We start from the raw sequence: 17,331 nt of genomic DNA on the forward strand, positions 1-17,331 counted from the left end.
TTCTTTTGATGATTTGGTTGTGGTGACTTAATTATATCAAAGATGGACGATTCTTTTTTATATTTTCTGTAAAGAAAGAGGTTGCCCAAAAGTAGCTATTCAGCTACTTTTGGGACAACCTCTTTCACTATCCATTATGTACAATTAAACCATCAGGTCTAAAACGACTCATCATAATTTCATTAATAAACTTTCCGTGAGCTTTCAAATTTCCTATCTTTACTCCCTCTTCTACAAATCCGAATTTTTCATATAGAGTTTTCGCTTTAGGATTCGTTTCTAAAACACCTAGTTCTACTCTCTCTAACATTAACCAATTATCAGCCAAATCAAGCATTTTTGTAAGAAGAGCTTTTCCAATGCCTTTATTATGATATTCACTATCTACCCCGATAAACAAATCACCCGAATGAGATCTACGTCCAGGACTTTGGGTTAACCCAACAAATCCTACAACTTCCCCATCATACTCTGCGACAAATTCAAATTGATTTGGTGCTAAATTTCGAATTCTATTTTCCATCGCATCTACACGCATGCTAGGTAAGAAAACCATATAAGGTAAAACGTCATCTTGTATGCATATACGGTGAATCGCTCTGGCATCTTGTATTTCTACTGCTCTTACTTTGATCGTCATATTTTCTTCCCTCCGTATTCTTAACAATACATATATTCATTCTAGCCTCCTGCATGAAATCCCTTCTCTCCTTTATTTCTTTATGTTATTTTTATATAATTATTTCGGCATAATATTAGCTTTACGAACAAACTTATCTACATTAACCGGTTAACTTTTTACTTTATTATATAATGCAAGCAGCTTTTCCATTGGAATACCATTTACTTTCATACCGGCTATATCACAATTTTCTATTTCAATATTCTTCAAGTTACTATCATGTATTACACTACCTTGTAAATCACAATTATCAAATAAAATAGGTTCCTTCTCATCTCCAAGACTTGTATCTTTAAATTGAACTCCACCTAAAGTCACCAAACTAAATTTACTGCCAGAAAGATTTAAATCTGCATATGAAGAACTTCTAAAATTAATATTTCTAAACTTGGATTGACTTACATTACAATTGCTCATATTCATATTCCTTATATTGCTGCCAACAAATGAACTATTTTTTAAATTTACTTGATAATACTCGGTATTTTCCAAGTTACAGTTTTCATATTGGCTATTTTTCATGTCTTCATTTTTAAATACACTTTCTTTGTTTGAGCTCGTCCCTATTCTTTTCACGTAACAATACTCATCTTCTGATTCAAAAATTGTTTGGTAACCCATCTTTTTATAAAAATGGTGATTATTAATTTGTCTACTCGATGTTTCGAGATCCCAAATCCTTATGCTTGGATACTCCGCTTCTATTAATTTAATAACATTTGATCCAATTCCTTTCCCTTGATAAACAGGCTCTACAAAAATACGATCAATCCGGCCATATGACTTACCTGAGATCGTAACTATAATTCCCCCGATTATTTTTCCATCCATTATCACTTTGTAACAGTTCAATTTTCCTTGCTTTCACCATAATTGTTCACTCCCTAACAGTTTACATTTCACCCTAATTGTTTATTTAATTATATTACATCTATAAGAATCAATTCACATATTTCTGGAAATCCATCCACATACTATAAATAAATCAAATGAAATTTGGAGGATTCATACATGAATAACAAAAATGTAAATAAAAAAGAAAATGTTATCGAAAACGCTACACCTATTCAAAATAATACTACTGCCAATCTTACTATCGAAGAGCAAGCAATGAACGGCTTATATGGAATGCCAGAAACCGCTATTGAAGATGCTGATCATGCTACATCTGATGATTTGACTTCAAAAAATTAATTACATTGAAAGAGCCAAGGAAAGTATCCTTGGCTCTTTCAACTACGCATCCACTTTTTGTATCTCTTCACTCTTCCTTGAAAGTTTTCCTGGCCAAAAAGCAAAGCGGCCTAAAACGACTGTGATTGCCGGTACAAGTAGTGGTCTTACAATAAACGTATCTAGTAATACACCAATTGCTGTTACAATACCAAATTGAACGAGCACTTGAATTGGAAGTGTTCCTAATACAGCAAAAGTTCCGGCTAAAATTAAACCTGCAGATGTAATGACACTACCTGTTTGTATAACGCCATTTTTTACTGCATCCAAATGATTTTGTGTCTTTCTGTTTTTCCATATTTCTGAAACCATAAAGATATTATAATCTTCACCTAAAGCAACTAGAAATACAAATGCGTATAACGGTATTGCACCTTGAATGGCCGGTGCTCCCATACCGAAGTGAAGTAATATCCATCCGGCTCCTAATGCAGAGAAAAATGATAAAACAACAGTTACAATTAAATAAATCATCGCGACAATTGATCGTAGGTAAACAAGTAATAATAAAGCTATAATACTAATCATTACTGGAATAATAACCGCTTCATCACGTTCTGTAATTTGCTTTGTATCATATAATGAAGCCGTTTCTCCGCCAATCCATAGTCGATCTTCTGCATTACTAACTCCAGCGTCTTTTAATACTTTTTCTACACGAGTTTTCAATTTAGGGATTTGATCTAATGCTTCAATTGAGTATGGATTTTCAGCTAAAGAAACCTCATACATTTTAATTTGCTTATTTTCTTTCCCCTCTTTTGGGTCTTTCACTGTTTTTACGAAAGAAAATTTCTCTAGTTCTTGTTTAATAGGAAGCTCTTTTCCTTTCGTGTCAACAACAACTTTTACTGGCGCTAGTTCCCCAGCTGAAAAATGATCACTAATTAACGTAAACCCTTCGCGTGAAGGCATATCTTTAGGAAACGATTCTAATAAGTCATACGTGTATTGAATACGTGGTACAAATGATGCCAATCCACCTAATACAAATACAGTAAGCATAATGATTGTCCACGGTCTACGTACTACAACATCTCCAAGTTTTTTACTAAAGGCACCTTTTGATTTTTTAACTTTTACTACTTTCTTTTTCCTTCTTGCTAATTCCTCATTCATCGAAGTTGTTCTCGGTACAAACGGGAAGAATGCAGCTCTACCGAAAATTAATAATAACGCTGGTAAAATTGTTAAAGCAGCGATTCCCATAATAAATACAGCAACACTAAATGGTACTGCAAATCGATGGAAGGCACCATAATGAGCAAGTAATAATGTTCCTAATCCAAGTACAACTGTTAACGCACTCATTATTATTGCCCCGCCAGAAGCTTTAATTGCAAGTTGCAGCGCCTTATATTTGCTTTCTTTTTCTAACAAGTACTCCCGATATCTCGAAATTAAAAATAAGCAATAGTCCGTTCCAGCACCAAACAATAACACTGTCATGATTGATATCGCTTGGGCATCGACTTTAATCCATCCGTGATCAGCTAAAAAACCGAGTGTAGGACTAATAATACCGTATGCAAAGCCAACAACAAGTAAAGGTAAAATTGCTAAAATTGGTGAACGGTATAGCAAAATTAATAGGACTAATACAAGTAATACAGTAGCAACTAACAATTTCACATCTGCTTGACTAAATAAACTAACTGCATCCGTTTGAATGCCAACAGGTCCAGATAATCGAACATGTAAACCAGCGTCACTAATTTTTCGTTTGAATGGATCTTCATCCACTTTACTATTCACTATGTTTCTTAAATCTTCAAGATTTCCTTTTAATATATCTGTTCCAGCCGACTTGTTAAAAAATACCGGTGTAACAAATGATGTACCATCTTTTGATGCACTTTTTGATAATACTTGTTCCGGGATCGTATCAAATGGTGGTAATGTTGATTGTTCCTTTAAAGGACTAGCTTTTAACTCTTTATACACATCTCGTATAAGTTTATAATCTTGTGACTGTAATCCACCATCCCTATACCATACTACTAACAACGGATTCCCCGCATTATTCGGAAACTCTTTTTTCATAATTGCTTCCGCTTGCTGCGACATAGCTGTTTCAGGTAAATTTTTCGGATTCGGTTCTTTCGTACTGTTTACTTGTGGTAACGTAAATGAAAGTACTAATGTAATAAGAATCCATACCGATAAAGTGATCCATTGTGTATGCTTCCCTGCTACAAGCCTCCCTAACATATGTAACGGGTGCTTTTTCATAAAAACCCACCTTTCTTTTCTCTTCCACTTTTAATTATATATACTGGTCGGTTAATTAATCAAGAATGAATAAAAATTTGTGTTATAATTATCTCAACAATACATGTCAGGAGCGAATAGATTTGGAACAAAAACAACGTCCTCTCGGAAGGCCTCGTCAAAATAAAAATACAAAATCTACAAAAGAAACCATTTTGGAAGTGGCAACTCGGCTATTTCTTACTCAAAATTATCAAGTCGTTTCCATGGATGAAGTCGCAAAAGTTTGTGGTGTTACGAAAGCAACCGTATACTATTACTATTCAACAAAAGCAGATTTATTTACCGCTACTATGATTCAAATGATGGTACGTATACGCGAGAATATGTCTCAAATCCTTTCTACAAATAAGACTTTAAAAGAAAGATTATTGGACTTCGCTAAAGTCTACTTACACGCAACAATGGATATTGATATGAAAAATTTTATGAAAGATGCAAAACTATCGTTATCTGAAGAACAATTGAAACAATTAAAAAATGCTGAAGATAGCATGTATGAAGTGCTAGAAAAAGCACTCGATAACGCCATGCAAATTGGAGAAATCCCGAAAGGAAACGCTAAATTTACTGCTCATGCATTCGTATCTTTATTATCAATTGGGAATTTCAAAGATGAGAATCATAATCCTATTCTTACAAATATAGATGAATTAGCACAAGAAATCGTTTCTTTTTATTGGAACGGGTTAGGTCATTCATATTAAATAGATTTCCTTTAATAAAAGAGCATGTTTGAATTTTTTCAAACATGCTTTTTTATCATTTAAGTGTTTTATTTATATACCAACAATTAGACTACACTTTAGCATCCATTATTAAAAAATTATTATCTTCGACTTTTACAAATTTTGAAGTTGAATCTTTATATTCCCCTTACTTAATCCCCCGTGGTAACAAACTACAGATTCAATATCTAGATTTAAATACTTCTTCAAAGACTGCCGTGCTTCCATAATATTTAAAGTTGTTGGAGCATGAACTCCTCCTAACACTCCATTCACGCTATACATCGAGTCTCCAGCGACAAGAATTTTGCTTCGTTTCAAATATAAACTAATATGCCCCGGAGTATGCCCTGGAGTATGGAGAATTAGTATCCCACCGCAATACGGAAGTTCTTGCCCGTCAATCACAGTGTCACTCACTTTTCCTTTTGGTAGGTCCTCTAATTGTACATCTTTCAATAAAGGTAAATCTCCCTCAATATATGGCTTATCTAACTCGTGCGCATATACTTTAATATCGCTTACACCATTCTCCAATACATTAGGAAGGCTACCTATATGATCTATATCCTGGTGTGTCAAAATCACAACTTTTAGCTTATCAACAGATACCCCAACTCTCTCCATCTCTACTTGTATATCTTCGAATTGTCCAGGGAAACCAGTATCTATTAAAACTGCCATTTCATCATCCCATAAAAGAATTGGGTGAATGATAAATTCTTGAAACTCAAGTTGTAACATTTCTACTCCTTTAGCAATCTCCATACAGTAACTCTCCTTTATACTGAAGTTTGAAAATATGTACGAGTATAATGAAAATATAAAGCGCCGCTATCTCATAATATGCTTTGTCATCCCAATAGAGAATGCTTCAAACCCTATAGATTCATAATAAGATTGCAATTTTTCCACACACATAAGTTGCGGAATAACCTTGTTTTGTTCGCAGTGATGGATTAATCGTTTCACTATGTCTTTTCCAATACCAATATACTGATACTCCGGCATTACACATACACCGCAAATAACGCCTGTTATTACTCCATCGGATATAACACGCCCCATCCCAATTAATTGTTCCTCTTTAAATGCGTATATTGCATACCAACTTTGTTTACACATTTGTTCTAATTCATTCACTGTTAATTTAAGAGAATTCCATCCTAAAGATTCATATAAAGCTAATAATTCATTAAATTTTGTAGGATGTTCACTTGTGTAGTGTATACTATTTTTCATGTAAATACTCCTTATTCTATAGTTTGTTAATGTTCCATAAAATTTCCCTTATGAAAATTGCGATTGACGTGAAAATAACTAGAACAACCTTCAATAAGAAAGATAGAATTCCTTCTCAACATAAAATAAAAAGAAGTTATCTCGCTTGAGATAACTTCTTTTATGTAAGACTCTCATTATATTATCAACCAAAAAATATACAACTGCATACGATTAGCACAAACAAAACTAATAAACCATTTGAGAAATAACCCATTGAATACTACCCCTTTATTAAATTATGTAAAAGATTTTATCATAAAATGATTTACAACTTAATAACTGAAAAAGACATTGTATTCATTAGTTACGTATATTTAGTAATATTTTAATTTCTAGTCATATTCTCATTGTTTTTTATTGTACTAGAAACTAAAAAAAATTCTCTTCTCCTTTTCATCCCTCACCTAAAAGTCCTTACTAGACGCTTCTATTCTATAGAAAATTACACTTTTATAAATCCAAAAAGATTAATATATGGTAAAATGGATTAAACAACTCTACACTTTACTTTCAACAATAAGGAGACCTGCTTATGAAGGCGAATCTAAGTACAATAAAAAAATACTTAAACAGTGAGGAAAATATTCTTTCTACACTCTACTGCGTAATAAATTTTGGTTATATGAGCCGATCTGGTATTTTAGCTGCTACAAATAAAAGATTATTGTTCTGTTCTGATGCTATGTTTGGAAAAGGACTAAAATGGGAATTCAAATACACTGAAATAGAAGATTTCAGTCATACGGATGGGGTTGTATTAGAGATGTCTGCAATCCCCTTTATCAAAAAAATAACTATGAACCATGGAGACGATTTTATTGTATTTGATAATTTTTCAAGCCCACAAAACGTACAATCCTTTTTTAAGTTGGTTCAATCCAAGCAATAAACCTATCAAGACTCTTACATATACCATATTCCTTGGCACGGTAAAGCTTATAGAATGTATAAAGAGGGGTGCATTTGCCCCCCTCTTTGTACATGTCACTGTTTTACTTTAAAATCTCTTTTTCACACATAGCTCTACTTATATTTTTTCTTTTGACTCATAATACCTTCTTAATTTTCATAATGTTTTCACCTAACTAAACGTATGATTTAGATTATCTTCATTATGCATGCTACAATCTTTCAATAGATCACATTTAATATTATAAAATTTTTATAGTTAGATAATACAAATTTATTTACGCTACTTTTACAGCTTTATTCTTCAAAATAAACTTTGCAAATAAGAAACGCACAAGTGGCCCCATAATAATTAATTGTAATGGATATGCCATTATGAAATTTTTAATAAAAATCGAAAAATAAATTGAAACAAATGAATCTCCTTGTAGTCCACCATGTAAATGCATCATAGCCATACCGAAAAATGACATAAAGAACACCATTCCGATTACCATAGTTGTCGCCATTGCAACGATAATATTGATTTTCTTAGATTTATCAAATGGCAACATGAATACAATTTTTTTCGCACAAGGTCCAACGATACATATTTCAATTAATAGCGCAATAATAAATGCAATTAGTAGTTCTAATGCGATCTCCTTAATATGAATTGGCCCTCCTGATCCATTCGTTAGTAAATTGTAAAACGTCATTACGATAACCATCCCAAGGCACATCATCATACCAAATTGGAGGTTTTCCTTTCTTGTTGTTGGCAAAATTCATCATCCTTTCTCTTTGAGTCTTTGTCATTATATCGATATTGGAAACCTCTTCGTAAGTGAACATTTTGTGAACAAATTTAAAACGTTTTCATATATTTTCTTTACTTTCAACTCAAATTCTCACTTTTACTTATAAAGGTTTTATATATTTCAATGTTGAATTACTAAATTGAAACATTACTACTAGGAGGAGAACCATGAATGAACAAGGATTTTTCGTATATCATATCGTAACAAGGAAAAAAATGAAGATCGGACAAAGCATTCAATTTAATAAAAATCAAACGAATACGCTATTCCACTTCTTTTTTGAAAGAAAACATTTAAATTCTAGTGGTGAAGATTCTATACAAATTTTAAAAGAACATTATACAAATGAAGAATTACATATAAAAAATGAAAATGCTACAGTAGTTATGAATTACATGGATCAAACAATTAGAGCCATTAGAGAAACGATTGTGGAAATGGTTAGGCTGCAAGAATATCCTAATTATCCATCAAGATTGTCTTGTTTATATGCTGCTAAAAGCTATGAAGATGCTTTAAAATGGAAAGCATTATTTGATTCTTACAATCGAGAAGTTTTGCAGATTGTTAAACTACGAGTAATCGGAAGTTCTTTTGAAGGTGACGGGAATCTTTTACCGAAAGAAGATGCTATTCCTTTTTCTCAAAAAATGGAACAAGCTAGAGAATATTGGAAAGGAAATGTGAATAACGAACTCCCTGAGCTACTCATTAATGGCGAAATTGAAGTAGTCGAAATTATTGATGACTTTTCCTCAATTCATGTTTAATTTCTAACTAAATCAAATAGGATGGAGATTACAATGATGAAAAAAGTGTACTTCAATCATGATGGTGGTGTAGATGATTTAATTTCACTATTTTTATTACTTCAGATTTAACTATTGAAAAGAGTATTGAATTAAAGTTCAATACTCTTTTTGTGCAATTTAATTATATTGGATTCATGTCGTGTCTTATTGATTATTCATTTCATAACCATTTACAAAAAACGTTATTGTTTCTAGTTCATCTTCATTTAATTCTCTATCTATGTCTCGTTTATACGCTTCCTTTATCTTCCCTTCATCGCCTTTATGTATTTCAGTATAAGTTCCTACTGTTTTTAACATACGAATCTCTTGTAAAAACTCCTCTCGATTTATCGCTTCCCCATGAGAGAGAATATATGTCTCAGCATCAAATTTTTCTAATTCATCTATTAATGCAAACGTTCTTTTCGTCGTGTAGTTCCACTTCGAGGAAAAAATATCTGCATATATACAGTCTCCTAAAAACAATATCTTTTCTTCTTTTATGTACATAACAATTGAATCATGTGCATGATCTCCGCCCACATGTTTTAACACGCAGGTCACCTCACCAAGGTCTAATTCAATTTGATCCTGGAACGTTAAGGTTGGAAGAATAATTTTAATATTTCTCGCTTTTTCTTCAAACTCTTTTTTGATGCAACCCGCACAAAATGCAATTTCCGTACCCTCTTTTACGCGTGCGTCCAACGCTTCATCTGTCCATTCATAAGATACTATTGCCTGCATTTCTTTTTTCGTTTCAGCGTGTGAAATAGTTAATGCATTCTGTAATACAGATAATCCAAAAATATGATCCCAATGCCAATGCGTTAGTGCTACAAAATCAGGATTCGATACATTTTTTTCTTTTAACATTTCTAAAAATAATTGTGCATGTTCCTCTGAATTCCCTGCATCGATCATTAAAGTTTTTTCTTTTCCAATGACCATTCCTAATATAGGTCTATCTGTTTCGGAAACGGGTGTCATATACCAAAATGAGTTTCCTATTTTTTTAATTTGTTGCATCATTTGTTCCTCCATTTACTATTACTCTCTTGAATTATTATCTGTAGAACCTTTATCAAGCACATAGGGTGAAATTATATTGCTTTCTTTAAAACGTAATAACTTTTTCTATCCATTTAAATAAGTATCCCAATCATAGTCTTCAATCTTATAAAAACTACCTTTATCATTTCTTTCATATGCACATAAAGGTGGTTCCTCAAGAAATTTCAAAATAGTATCATCTATATTCAATATGACTCCAATTGAAATAATTTGAAAGTTTTTAGGATCATTCACATAGTCATCACTTTCATAGCCACTTAAAATTGACCAACCAGAGTCACCTTCTTCTCTTGAATCTTCTTTAAGCATAAAGTTAAATTCTCTTTTTTCAAGTACATCATTACTAACAATTACCTTCGTATCAAAATAAAAATCCCAATCTTTTGAAGATGGATCGTCATATTCCGTATCACATATATTTTCAATCCCAAATGAAATTTTATCACCTATTTTTAAATCTAAGCGATATGGTTCATTGCTCAGTTCCCCTACAAACTTCTTCTCATTTCTTTCAATGATTTCAACCCACATTCTTTCACCATTAAATCCATCTTCTTCCTCATTTTTAGATACAAAAATTAGCTTTACCAAATCCTCAACCTTTAATTTCTCCAAAACTTCTGAGCTAGGAAGGTAGAATGTATAGGGCGCTTCTTTATTTAATTCATAAACATTATCTAAGTACCAAGTCATTTTTTCCTCTCCTTAAAGGCTTTTCACATTCATATTTTTAAAATAATACTATTTTTTCTTCCGGCAGACTACTACCATAGAATAGCAATCTTCTCCCAACTCATTGCCTTCCCAATCATTATATATATGTAATAATTCAAAACCATTCGCTACTAATAATCTTTCTAACTCCTGCGGGTACGTATAACGAAGATCTATCGTTGTTTTTATTTCCTCTACTAGAGTATCCCCCTCATAAAACCTTCTTGTTGTTATGTAGTGCTGTATTTGCTGAATTGAATCGTATGTCATTTCAGTATATAAATCACATTTTCTTCCCTTTTCATCACTAATAGTTGTCCAATATTCTTCTGTAGAGGGCTGTATTAATTCTTCTTTTGAAGGAAAGCGTGTATCGAATATAAATATACCATTGTCAGCTAATACGTGATGAATAGATGTTAATAACTGATCTTGATCTGTATTCGTAAGGAAATGCTGGAATCCGTGCCCCACCATAAATGCTAACGGAATTGTTTCATTCATGCTTAATTGTAAACAGTTTTGTTGTAACCATTTTACCTTCTTACAATCCGTAGTTTTTGTCTTTGCTTCAGCAAGCATGCCTTCATGTATATCTACACCAATCATTTGATATCCATTTTCTATAAATGGAATTGTAACCCTTCCTGTACCACAGGCAAGATCTAAAATCCATTCATTTTGTATATTTAGTTTTTGTGCCCATGATAGTAAAAACGGAAAATCTGATAAACTTTTATTTTCTATATCATATCGTTTTGGATTTTCATATTCAGATAAACTCCACTTCGTTTGCAAAATTATTCCTCATTTCATATTTACACTTAAATTTAATATATAAATTATAACGAATTATTAGTTTTTTCTCTATAATCAAACACAATTACTTGGACTAATCTAACTTTCCTTTTCGTAAGCTAAAAATAAGGTGGAAGAATCGGAGTGTGATACGATGGAACGATTATGGATTCCTATGATAGTTACATTTTTTTCATTTGGTGGCTTATTATTAGGCGGTGCTGTTGGCATTGCTACGCGCCAGCTAATTGAAGAAAAAATGCATCGTTTATATGCATTATGTGGCGGAATTTTACTTGGGCTTTTATCCCTTGAAATTATTCCTGAAACATTTTCAAGCTATGAAATGATTGGACCTATACTTGGTATAGCTATCGGTATTTTAATTATGAGCTTATTAGACAACTATTGTCACCATCCAATGATACATAAAAAAGATCAACAGGCATGGCAAACCTTCCTTTTTCTCTCTTTCGCTATATTTATTCATAATTTGCCGAGTGGATTTGCTTTAGGTACTGCTTTTATTAATCATGCTGACTCTGCCATACCCTTTTTAATGGCAATCGTCATTCACCATATTCCAGAAGGATTAGCTTTAATTATCCCCTTTCTCTTTACAAAGCATAAATATATTTCATTTTTATTAACAACTTTATTACTTTCTCTTATTCTCGGTACTGGTACGGTTTTTGGTATTTTGATGGAAGGAAAAGCTCTTCACCTGCAAGGACTCATTATGGGAAGTGCTATCGGTTCACTTGGCTATGTCACAATTCATGAAATGCTTTGGAAAGCAAAGAAGCAGCTCTCTTTCCTTTCATTTTTAACATGGGCATCTAGTGGATTTTTACTAATAACAGTATTTACACTATTCGCTGGTCATCATTAAAGATAATAATATTATCATTTGTATATTTTTCCTTTTTCTCCAAAACATAATAGTATCTACCTGATTATAAGGAGGAAAAATTATGTTTGGGAAAACAGCCGGTGAAGCACTAGTTGACCTATTAATTGACTGGGGCGTAGAACACATATACGGTATGCCTGGAGATTCCATCAATTCTATCATTGAAGCTTTAAGAAAAAAACAAGATAAAATTAAATTCATTCAAGTTCGCCACGAAGAAGCTGGTGCATTAGCAGCGGCTGCCTATGCGAAATTAACAGGAAAACTTGGCGTTTGTATGGCAATTGCAGGACCTGGTGCTATTCATTTATTAAATGGTTTATATGATGCGAAACTCGATAAAGCCCCTGTTCTAGCAATTTCAGGTCAAGTAGAAACCGATTTACTCGGAACGGATTTTTTCCAAGAAGTAAATTTAGAAAGAATGTTTGATGATGTCGCGGTTTATAACCAGCGTATTATGTCAGCAGAGCAACTACCTGCCGTAGTGAATCAAGCAATTCGAATGGCTTATACGAAAAAAGGTGTATCCGTTCTTACAATTCCAGATGATGTCCCGAAATTCGAAGTAAAAAATGGTGCTCGTATTACAAATACTTCTTTTACTTTGCCTGAGTTGTTTCCACAAAAAGAAGATTTAGATGCAGCGAAATTCGCAATAAATGAAGCGAAAAAGCCTGTGATTTTAGCTGGAAAAGGAACAAAACATGCGAGAGAATCTTTACTTGCATTGGCAGAACATATTGGTGCTCCAATCGTACTTACATTACCAGCTAAAGGAATTATTCCTGATGAACACCCTCTTTGTATTGGTGGATTAGGATTAATTGGAACGAAACCTTCTTATGAAGCAATGAAGCATGCAGATACTTTAATTATGGTCGGTACTTCTTATCCGTTCACAGGCTTCTTACCTGAAAAAGCAAAAACAATTCATATCGATACAGATCCTGCCCAAATCGGAAAACGTTATGCGACAGATATTGGTTTAGCTGGTGATGCTGATAAAACATTACGATGGTTAATTGAAAATGTTGAAGAACACACAGACCATTCCTTCTTAGAACATCACCAAGACATGATGAAAAAGTGGGAAGAAAAATTACACGATCAAGAAGAAGACTCTTCCATTCCAATTAAACCACAACGCGTTATGCATGCTCTGCAGCAAGTAGCACATGATGACGCAATTCTATCAGTCGATGTCGGAAATGTAACAGTATGGACCGCAAGGCACTTCCGTATGACAAACCAGCAATTTGTCATTTCTAGCTGGCTCGCAACACTTGGTTGCGGTTTACCTGGTGCTCTTGCTGGAAAAATTGCATTCCCGGATAAACAAGTATTTGCAGTTTGTGGTGATGGCGGATTTGGAATGACGATGAATGACTTCGTAACAGCTGTTAAATATAAACTACCAATCGTTGTCGTCGTATTAAACAATAATAAAATTGCGATGATTAAATTCGAACAAGAAGTGATGGGTAATATCGAATTCGAAACAGACTTAACGAACCCTGATTTTGCAAAATATGCAGAGGTATGCGGAGGTATTGGATACCGTGTTGAGAATTTAGATGAACTACTTCCCGCTTTCGAAAATGCAGTAAAACAAAATAAACCGTGCATTATTGATGTAGTTGTAGATGCTAACGAAGCACCAATGCCAGCAAAAATCACATTTGGTCAAGCCGCTGGTTATACGAAGCATATGATAAAAGAATTATTTGAAGAAGGTAAGATTGATTTACCACCACTATAAACAGAAAAAGATAGCTGAAAACAAGTTGCTTTCAGCTATCTTTTTATTTTTGTATCTCTCTATAAAAAGAAAAGTCATTCGTAGTTGGTTGTACTTGTTTCTCTGCTTGCACTTCTCTACCTTTCCGCTCTGGCCTTCTCGTATTTCCTAATTTAATCGCATCTTGCATACTATTACTAACTAGATTTCCTGCGAGAATTGTCATACTATAAAAAGCAATCGGTATAAGTACAATCCATGTATGTGTAGTTAAATGGCGGAAGTTTTGACCAATTAGGCCAGTCCATTCTTTTGTTACACTATCTGGATCCATTCCACTGAAGGTTATTGTTCCGCCAAAAAATAATTGTAACAAACCAAGATGTAAAAGAAGTAATAACGTACTTACAAATTGTTGTGCTACTAATAAAAGAAATGGTGGTAACATATGAGGCCATATATGGCGCTTCAACCTCTGCCACTTACTACCGCCGAGCACAGTGGCTGCCAACATAAATTCTTCTTTCTTAATACGTTTTACTTCTTGCGCTACATACAACATCACTGTTGGTACAGCGAGACATACAAGAACTATAATTTGAAATGCCACACGCAAATATAACGGCACAACTTCTGCTCCACTATCAAACGTTAATACTTCATTTAACATAAAATAAGAAATCATAACCATCGGTACAATACTAAAAGGGTCAAAAAAGGATGAAATAACTGGAAAAGAACGTTTACCATACATACCAAGAAGTAAACCAATTCCCCCTCCAACTATAACTCGTAAAATCGCTATAATTATACTTGCACCAACTGTCCATTTTGCACCTTCTATTATTAATTGAACAAGGTCACGACCTTTCACATCACTTCCAAACCAAAATTTACTTGATGGTGCAAATGGAGCTGCCTCTAGTTCCCCTTTTTCGTTATACATCATCGTAAGTTCACGAATATTCCCATCAAAAAACAACGTATATCCAATACTAACAATCATTAGTACACTCAAAAAAGTAATACCTATCCAAAATCGCACATCTCTTTTTACAACTTGCCACATGTTACACACGCTCCTTTATAATATTTTGTAAGAACGTATGTAATAAACGAAACAGTATAAAAAGCGGTACGTATAATATTACTAGACTCACTGTAAATATTTCTAATTTCGAATTTTCTTTTACAAAAACAAACATACCGTACGTATTAAATATCCATTCAATAATATATAAATTTGATAACATAAATAAAATATTTGTTTTTGCATAATAGATCGTTGTTAACAAAACATTTCTTGAAATATGATGTGTTAAAATATGTCTTAAACTAAGCCCTTTACTTTTAGCAAATAAACTATAATCTTTCTCTAATTCTTCTTTAAACCGTAATAACAACAGTTTAATAAACAATAATGTTGTTGGTATTGTAAGACATATAATTGGTAACAAGCGTATCCTTTCTTCCCCTAATCCAGCCAGTTTGATCGGCATAAATCCTGTTTTTTGAAACATAATTACGACAAAAAGTTGCGATAATAAAATAAGTAATATATCTGGTATACTCTCAAGCGTAAGAAAAATCCCGTTCCACATTTTCTGTTTCATATGAGAACGCTGTAATACCCAAATGACAAGTATATACGCTATAAGCAAAGAGAGTAAAAAAGCTGAAAGAAATACAATCATCGTTTCAATATAATGAATCCATATTTGCGGAAATAATTTTCTTGAATCCCGAAATCCATATGTAATTTCACCCGGTTGAAGTAACTTCCCTCCAAGAAATACAATCGTATTCCAAAAACTGATTAAATCAATTTGTAATCCCTTAAATAAACGTGGTAGCGCTCCTAGGCAGATTATACATAAAATTGCAGCTACTAGTTGTAAACAAGTAATCCCACACCATTTAACAATTCGCATCAACATAACAATTCCCCCTTACCATACAATAGAATATTCAGAAATAAAAAAACTAAATATATCACATCTCTTTAGCTACTGTATGTACTTGCTTTTGCCCACTTGGTAAAATAGCTTGATATAAACATGTAACAAACAATAATAAACCAAATAAAATAATATACAATGTATCTGCACGAATCCATTTTGGGAATAACATCGCTATCGCACCGAGAGATAAAAGCTGGAATCCTGTCGTTAATGGACTAAGTAAGCTTTGTACGCGCCCCATGAATGACTCTTCTACAATTTCATACATCCAGCCCATGATTGCAACATTAATAAACGGTAAAAAGAATGTCGCAAAAGCGATACATACGTAAAAAGACCATACGTGGTTTACAAAGTAACACATACCGAAAAAGACCCCTGATCCCGCCATACCAAATACAATAATAGGTTTGGGTGCATATTTCTTACCTACACTTGTTGCTACTATACTTCCAATTAGTAATGAAATCCCTCCAACCACACCGCCTACCATTGCTAAACTTTCATACGTTGCTGGTGCTAATTTATATTTTAATATGTAAGTTGTGGATACGCTTAAAATACCATTTAATAGTCCAAACACGATAAATCCTAAAAGTAATTTTTTTAAAGTGTCATTTTGATATATATACTTGATCCCTTCTTGAAACTCTGTTATTAACATTTTCAAATTAACTTCTTTCCATTTTGTTATACCGTTTGGCAAACGCACTTTTTCTGGAATGGAGATTGTTTGAATTAAAATACCACTCATAATAAAAGTGAGCGTATTTACTAAAATACTCCCGTATATTCCAAAAGTCCAGTACACCATCGTTGCAATTCCTACACCAAACAAAGCATACAAACTATTCACCATTTGATTCACACCTGCTGCTGCACCGTATTGGTCGGATTCAACTACACCCTGTATCATCGACTGTTCTGATGGAGAGAAAAATTGTATACATGCATTTTCCAAAAATAAAAATATAAAGACGAGTATAATCATCCCGTAATAAAGCGAAATTAGAATTCCAATATTACAGAGCGAACAACATATGTTACTTACCGTGCATATACGCTGTCTATCAAAACGATCCACTACTGTCCCTACTAATAGAAAAAAGATTAATGCAGGTAATGCCATCATAATTTGTGTCATCGTTGCGTAAACTGGTTGTTTTCCATATTGATCTAGCAAATAAAACATTAAAGAAACTCCAGCAATCATAGAACCGAGTCGCTCTAAAATATTTGCTAGAAAAAAACGTGCATACACTTTGTTGCGAAATAACTGTAGCATTTCTTTCATACTTCGTATCCTTTCTCTCGACAAAATTTTATTATTCTAGTCATTTCTTGGAAGTTATATTATATTTTTCGACTATTATCCAATCTTTTCCTTCTGTATAGAGAACATTATAAAAAAGGCTCTTGTTTTTTT

General features: G+C 33.1%; 17 protein-coding genes and 2 pseudogenes. 7 read left to right on the forward strand and 12 right to left on the reverse strand.

Annotation, left to right across the window (positions count from 1 at the left end):
* Nucleotides 1-127 precede the first annotated feature (127 nt).
* Together FH036_RS05045 and FH036_RS05050 are read right to left on the reverse strand one after the other, a co-directional pair.
* Entirely contained in the window at nt 128-640 is a 513-nt protein-coding gene (locus FH036_RS05045; protein WP_000153562.1) for a GNAT family N-acetyltransferase, read from the reverse strand.
* Nucleotides 641-790: 150 nt separating this feature from the next.
* Nucleotides 791-1,537: pseudogene (locus FH036_RS05050) on the reverse strand (GNAT family N-acetyltransferase); the annotation flags it as partial.
* A 156-nt stretch (nt 1,538-1,693) separates the two neighbouring features.
* Here FH036_RS05050 and FH036_RS05055 point away from each other — a divergent pair.
* Complete coding sequence (locus FH036_RS05055) at nt 1,694-1,876, forward strand: DUF4021 domain-containing protein (RefSeq protein WP_044791097.1); 183 nt, start codon at nt 1,694-1,696, stop codon at nt 1,874-1,876.
* A gap of 42 nt (nt 1,877-1,918) precedes the next feature.
* Here FH036_RS05055 and FH036_RS05060 read toward each other — a convergent pair whose 3' ends face one another.
* Entirely contained in the window at nt 1,919-4,150 is a 2,232-nt protein-coding gene (locus tag FH036_RS05060) for an MMPL family transporter (RefSeq protein ID WP_139895468.1), read from the reverse strand.
* Nucleotides 4,151-4,272: 122 nt separating this feature from the next.
* Here FH036_RS05060 and FH036_RS05065 point away from each other — a divergent pair, with 122 nt between their 5' ends.
* Nucleotides 4,273-4,896 (forward strand): TetR/AcrR family transcriptional regulator, encoded by a 624-nt coding sequence (locus FH036_RS05065; RefSeq protein ID WP_139895469.1) that lies wholly within the window; start codon nt 4,273-4,275, stop codon nt 4,894-4,896.
* 135 nt (nt 4,897-5,031) lie between these two features.
* Here FH036_RS05065 and FH036_RS05070 read toward each other — a convergent pair whose 3' ends face one another.
* Together FH036_RS05070 and FH036_RS05075 are read right to left on the reverse strand one after the other, a co-directional pair.
* Entirely contained in the window at nt 5,032-5,685 is a 654-nt protein-coding gene (locus tag FH036_RS05070) for an MBL fold metallo-hydrolase (RefSeq protein WP_139895470.1), read from the reverse strand.
* A gap of 66 nt (nt 5,686-5,751) precedes the next feature.
* The gene (locus FH036_RS05075) at nt 5,752-6,159 is read right to left on the reverse strand and encodes a GNAT family N-acetyltransferase (RefSeq protein ID WP_000797949.1); all 408 of its coding nucleotides are present in this window, start codon (nt 6,157-6,159) and stop codon (nt 5,752-5,754) included.
* 574 nt (nt 6,160-6,733) lie between these two features.
* Between FH036_RS05075 and FH036_RS05080 the strand changes: the two genes are divergently transcribed.
* On the forward strand, nt 6,734-7,090 hold the full coding sequence (locus tag FH036_RS05080) for a PH domain-containing protein (RefSeq protein WP_044791090.1): 357 nt from the start codon (nt 6,734-6,736) through the stop codon (nt 7,088-7,090).
* Between the two features lie 298 nt (nt 7,091-7,388).
* Here FH036_RS05080 and FH036_RS05085 read toward each other — a convergent pair whose 3' ends face one another.
* Entirely contained in the window at nt 7,389-7,874 is a 486-nt protein-coding gene (locus FH036_RS05085; RefSeq protein WP_044791089.1) for a DUF2798 domain-containing protein, read from the reverse strand.
* 203 nt (nt 7,875-8,077) lie between these two features.
* On the opposite strand from FH036_RS05085, the gene FH036_RS05090 reads away from it, so the two are divergent.
* Complete coding sequence (locus FH036_RS05090) at nt 8,078-8,680, forward strand: DUF2441 domain-containing protein (RefSeq protein WP_044791087.1); 603 nt, start codon at nt 8,078-8,080, stop codon at nt 8,678-8,680.
* Between the two features lie 33 nt (nt 8,681-8,713).
* Nucleotides 8,714-8,788: pseudogene (locus FH036_RS05095) on the forward strand (nucleoside hydrolase); the annotation flags it as partial.
* Between the two features lie 78 nt (nt 8,789-8,866).
* Here the strand turns inward: FH036_RS05095 and FH036_RS05100 are convergent.
* From FH036_RS05100 to FH036_RS05110, 3 genes are all read right to left on the reverse strand, one after another.
* Entirely contained in the window at nt 8,867-9,733 is an 867-nt protein-coding gene (locus tag FH036_RS05100; RefSeq protein ID WP_044791086.1) for an MBL fold metallo-hydrolase, read from the reverse strand.
* 108 nt (nt 9,734-9,841) lie between these two features.
* Nucleotides 9,842-10,471 carry an immunity protein Imm33 domain-containing protein gene (locus FH036_RS05105; RefSeq protein WP_044791085.1) on the reverse strand — a complete coding sequence of 210 codons (630 nt, stop codon included), beginning with the start codon at nt 10,469-10,471 and terminating at the stop codon, nt 9,842-9,844.
* A 48-nt stretch (nt 10,472-10,519) separates the two neighbouring features.
* Nucleotides 10,520-11,290 carry a class I SAM-dependent methyltransferase gene (locus FH036_RS05110; protein ID WP_001193763.1) on the reverse strand — a complete coding sequence of 257 codons (771 nt, stop codon included), beginning with the start codon at nt 11,288-11,290 and terminating at the stop codon, nt 10,520-10,522.
* Nucleotides 11,291-11,444: 154 nt separating this feature from the next.
* Here FH036_RS05110 and FH036_RS05115 point away from each other — a divergent pair, with 154 nt between their 5' ends.
* Nucleotides 11,445-12,182 carry a ZIP family metal transporter gene (locus FH036_RS05115; protein WP_139895471.1) on the forward strand — a complete coding sequence of 246 codons (738 nt, stop codon included), beginning with the start codon at nt 11,445-11,447 and terminating at the stop codon, nt 12,180-12,182.
* An 82-nt stretch (nt 12,183-12,264) separates the two neighbouring features.
* Nucleotides 12,265-13,965, forward strand: a complete 1,701-nt coding sequence (locus FH036_RS05120) for a pyruvate oxidase (RefSeq protein ID WP_000467229.1) — start codon at nt 12,265-12,267, stop codon at nt 13,963-13,965.
* A gap of 43 nt (nt 13,966-14,008) precedes the next feature.
* Here the strand turns inward: FH036_RS05120 and FH036_RS05125 are convergent, their stop codons facing one another.
* From FH036_RS05125 to FH036_RS05135, 3 genes are read right to left on the reverse strand one after another with little or no spacing between them, the layout of a single operon-like run.
* Nucleotides 14,009-15,013 (reverse strand): ABC transporter permease subunit, encoded by a 1,005-nt coding sequence (locus FH036_RS05125; RefSeq protein WP_000267884.1) that lies wholly within the window; start codon nt 15,011-15,013, stop codon nt 14,009-14,011.
* A gap of 1 nt (nt 15,014) precedes the next feature.
* Nucleotides 15,015-15,881, reverse strand: a complete 867-nt coding sequence (locus FH036_RS05130) for an ABC transporter permease subunit (protein WP_138322040.1) — start codon at nt 15,879-15,881, stop codon at nt 15,015-15,017.
* Between the two features lie 55 nt (nt 15,882-15,936).
* Nucleotides 15,937-17,199, reverse strand: coding sequence for an MFS transporter (locus FH036_RS05135; protein ID WP_000661752.1), 1,263 nt, complete (start codon nt 17,197-17,199; stop codon nt 15,937-15,939).
* Nucleotides 17,200-17,331 lie beyond the last annotated feature (132 nt).

The sequence above is a fragment of the Bacillus sp. CD3-5 genome (assembly GCF_006349665.1).
Taxonomy (GTDB): domain Bacteria; phylum Bacillota; class Bacilli; order Bacillales; family Bacillaceae_G; genus Bacillus_A; species Bacillus_A paranthracis.

What these genes read in the sequence shown, in the direction of transcription:
- FH036_RS05045 (WP_000153562.1), bottom strand. Translation starts at nt 640, where the DNA reads ATGACGATCAAAGTAAGAGCAGTAGAAATACAAGATGCCAGAGCGATT.
- FH036_RS05055 (WP_044791097.1), top strand. Translation starts at nt 1,694, where the DNA reads ATGAATAACAAAAATGTAAATAAAAAAGAAAATGTTATCGAAAACGCT.
- FH036_RS05060 (WP_139895468.1), bottom strand. Translation starts at nt 4,150, where the DNA reads ATGAAAAAGCACCCGTTACATATGTTAGGGAGGCTTGTAGCAGGGAAG.
- FH036_RS05070 (WP_139895470.1), bottom strand. Translation starts at nt 5,685, where the DNA reads ATGGAGATTGCTAAAGGAGTAGAAATGTTACAACTTGAGTTTCAAGAA.
- FH036_RS05075 (WP_000797949.1), bottom strand. Translation starts at nt 6,159, where the DNA reads ATGAAAAATAGTATACACTACACAAGTGAACATCCTACAAAATTTAAT.
- FH036_RS05080 (WP_044791090.1), top strand. Translation starts at nt 6,734, where the DNA reads ATGAAGGCGAATCTAAGTACAATAAAAAAATACTTAAACAGTGAGGAA.
- FH036_RS05090 (WP_044791087.1), top strand. Translation starts at nt 8,078, where the DNA reads ATGAATGAACAAGGATTTTTCGTATATCATATCGTAACAAGGAAAAAA.
- FH036_RS05100 (WP_044791086.1), bottom strand. Translation starts at nt 9,733, where the DNA reads ATGCAACAAATTAAAAAAATAGGAAACTCATTTTGGTATATGACACCC.
- FH036_RS05105 (WP_044791085.1), bottom strand. Translation starts at nt 10,471, where the DNA reads ATGACTTGGTACTTAGATAATGTTTATGAATTAAATAAAGAAGCGCCC.
- FH036_RS05115 (WP_139895471.1), top strand. Translation starts at nt 11,445, where the DNA reads ATGGAACGATTATGGATTCCTATGATAGTTACATTTTTTTCATTTGGT.
- FH036_RS05120 (WP_000467229.1), top strand. Translation starts at nt 12,265, where the DNA reads ATGTTTGGGAAAACAGCCGGTGAAGCACTAGTTGACCTATTAATTGAC.
- FH036_RS05125 (WP_000267884.1), bottom strand. Translation starts at nt 15,013, where the DNA reads ATGTGGCAAGTTGTAAAAAGAGATGTGCGATTTTGGATAGGTATTACT.
- FH036_RS05130 (WP_138322040.1), bottom strand. Translation starts at nt 15,881, where the DNA reads ATGTTGATGCGAATTGTTAAATGGTGTGGGATTACTTGTTTACAACTA.
- FH036_RS05135 (WP_000661752.1), bottom strand. Translation starts at nt 17,199, where the DNA reads ATGAAAGAAATGCTACAGTTATTTCGCAACAAAGTGTATGCACGTTTT.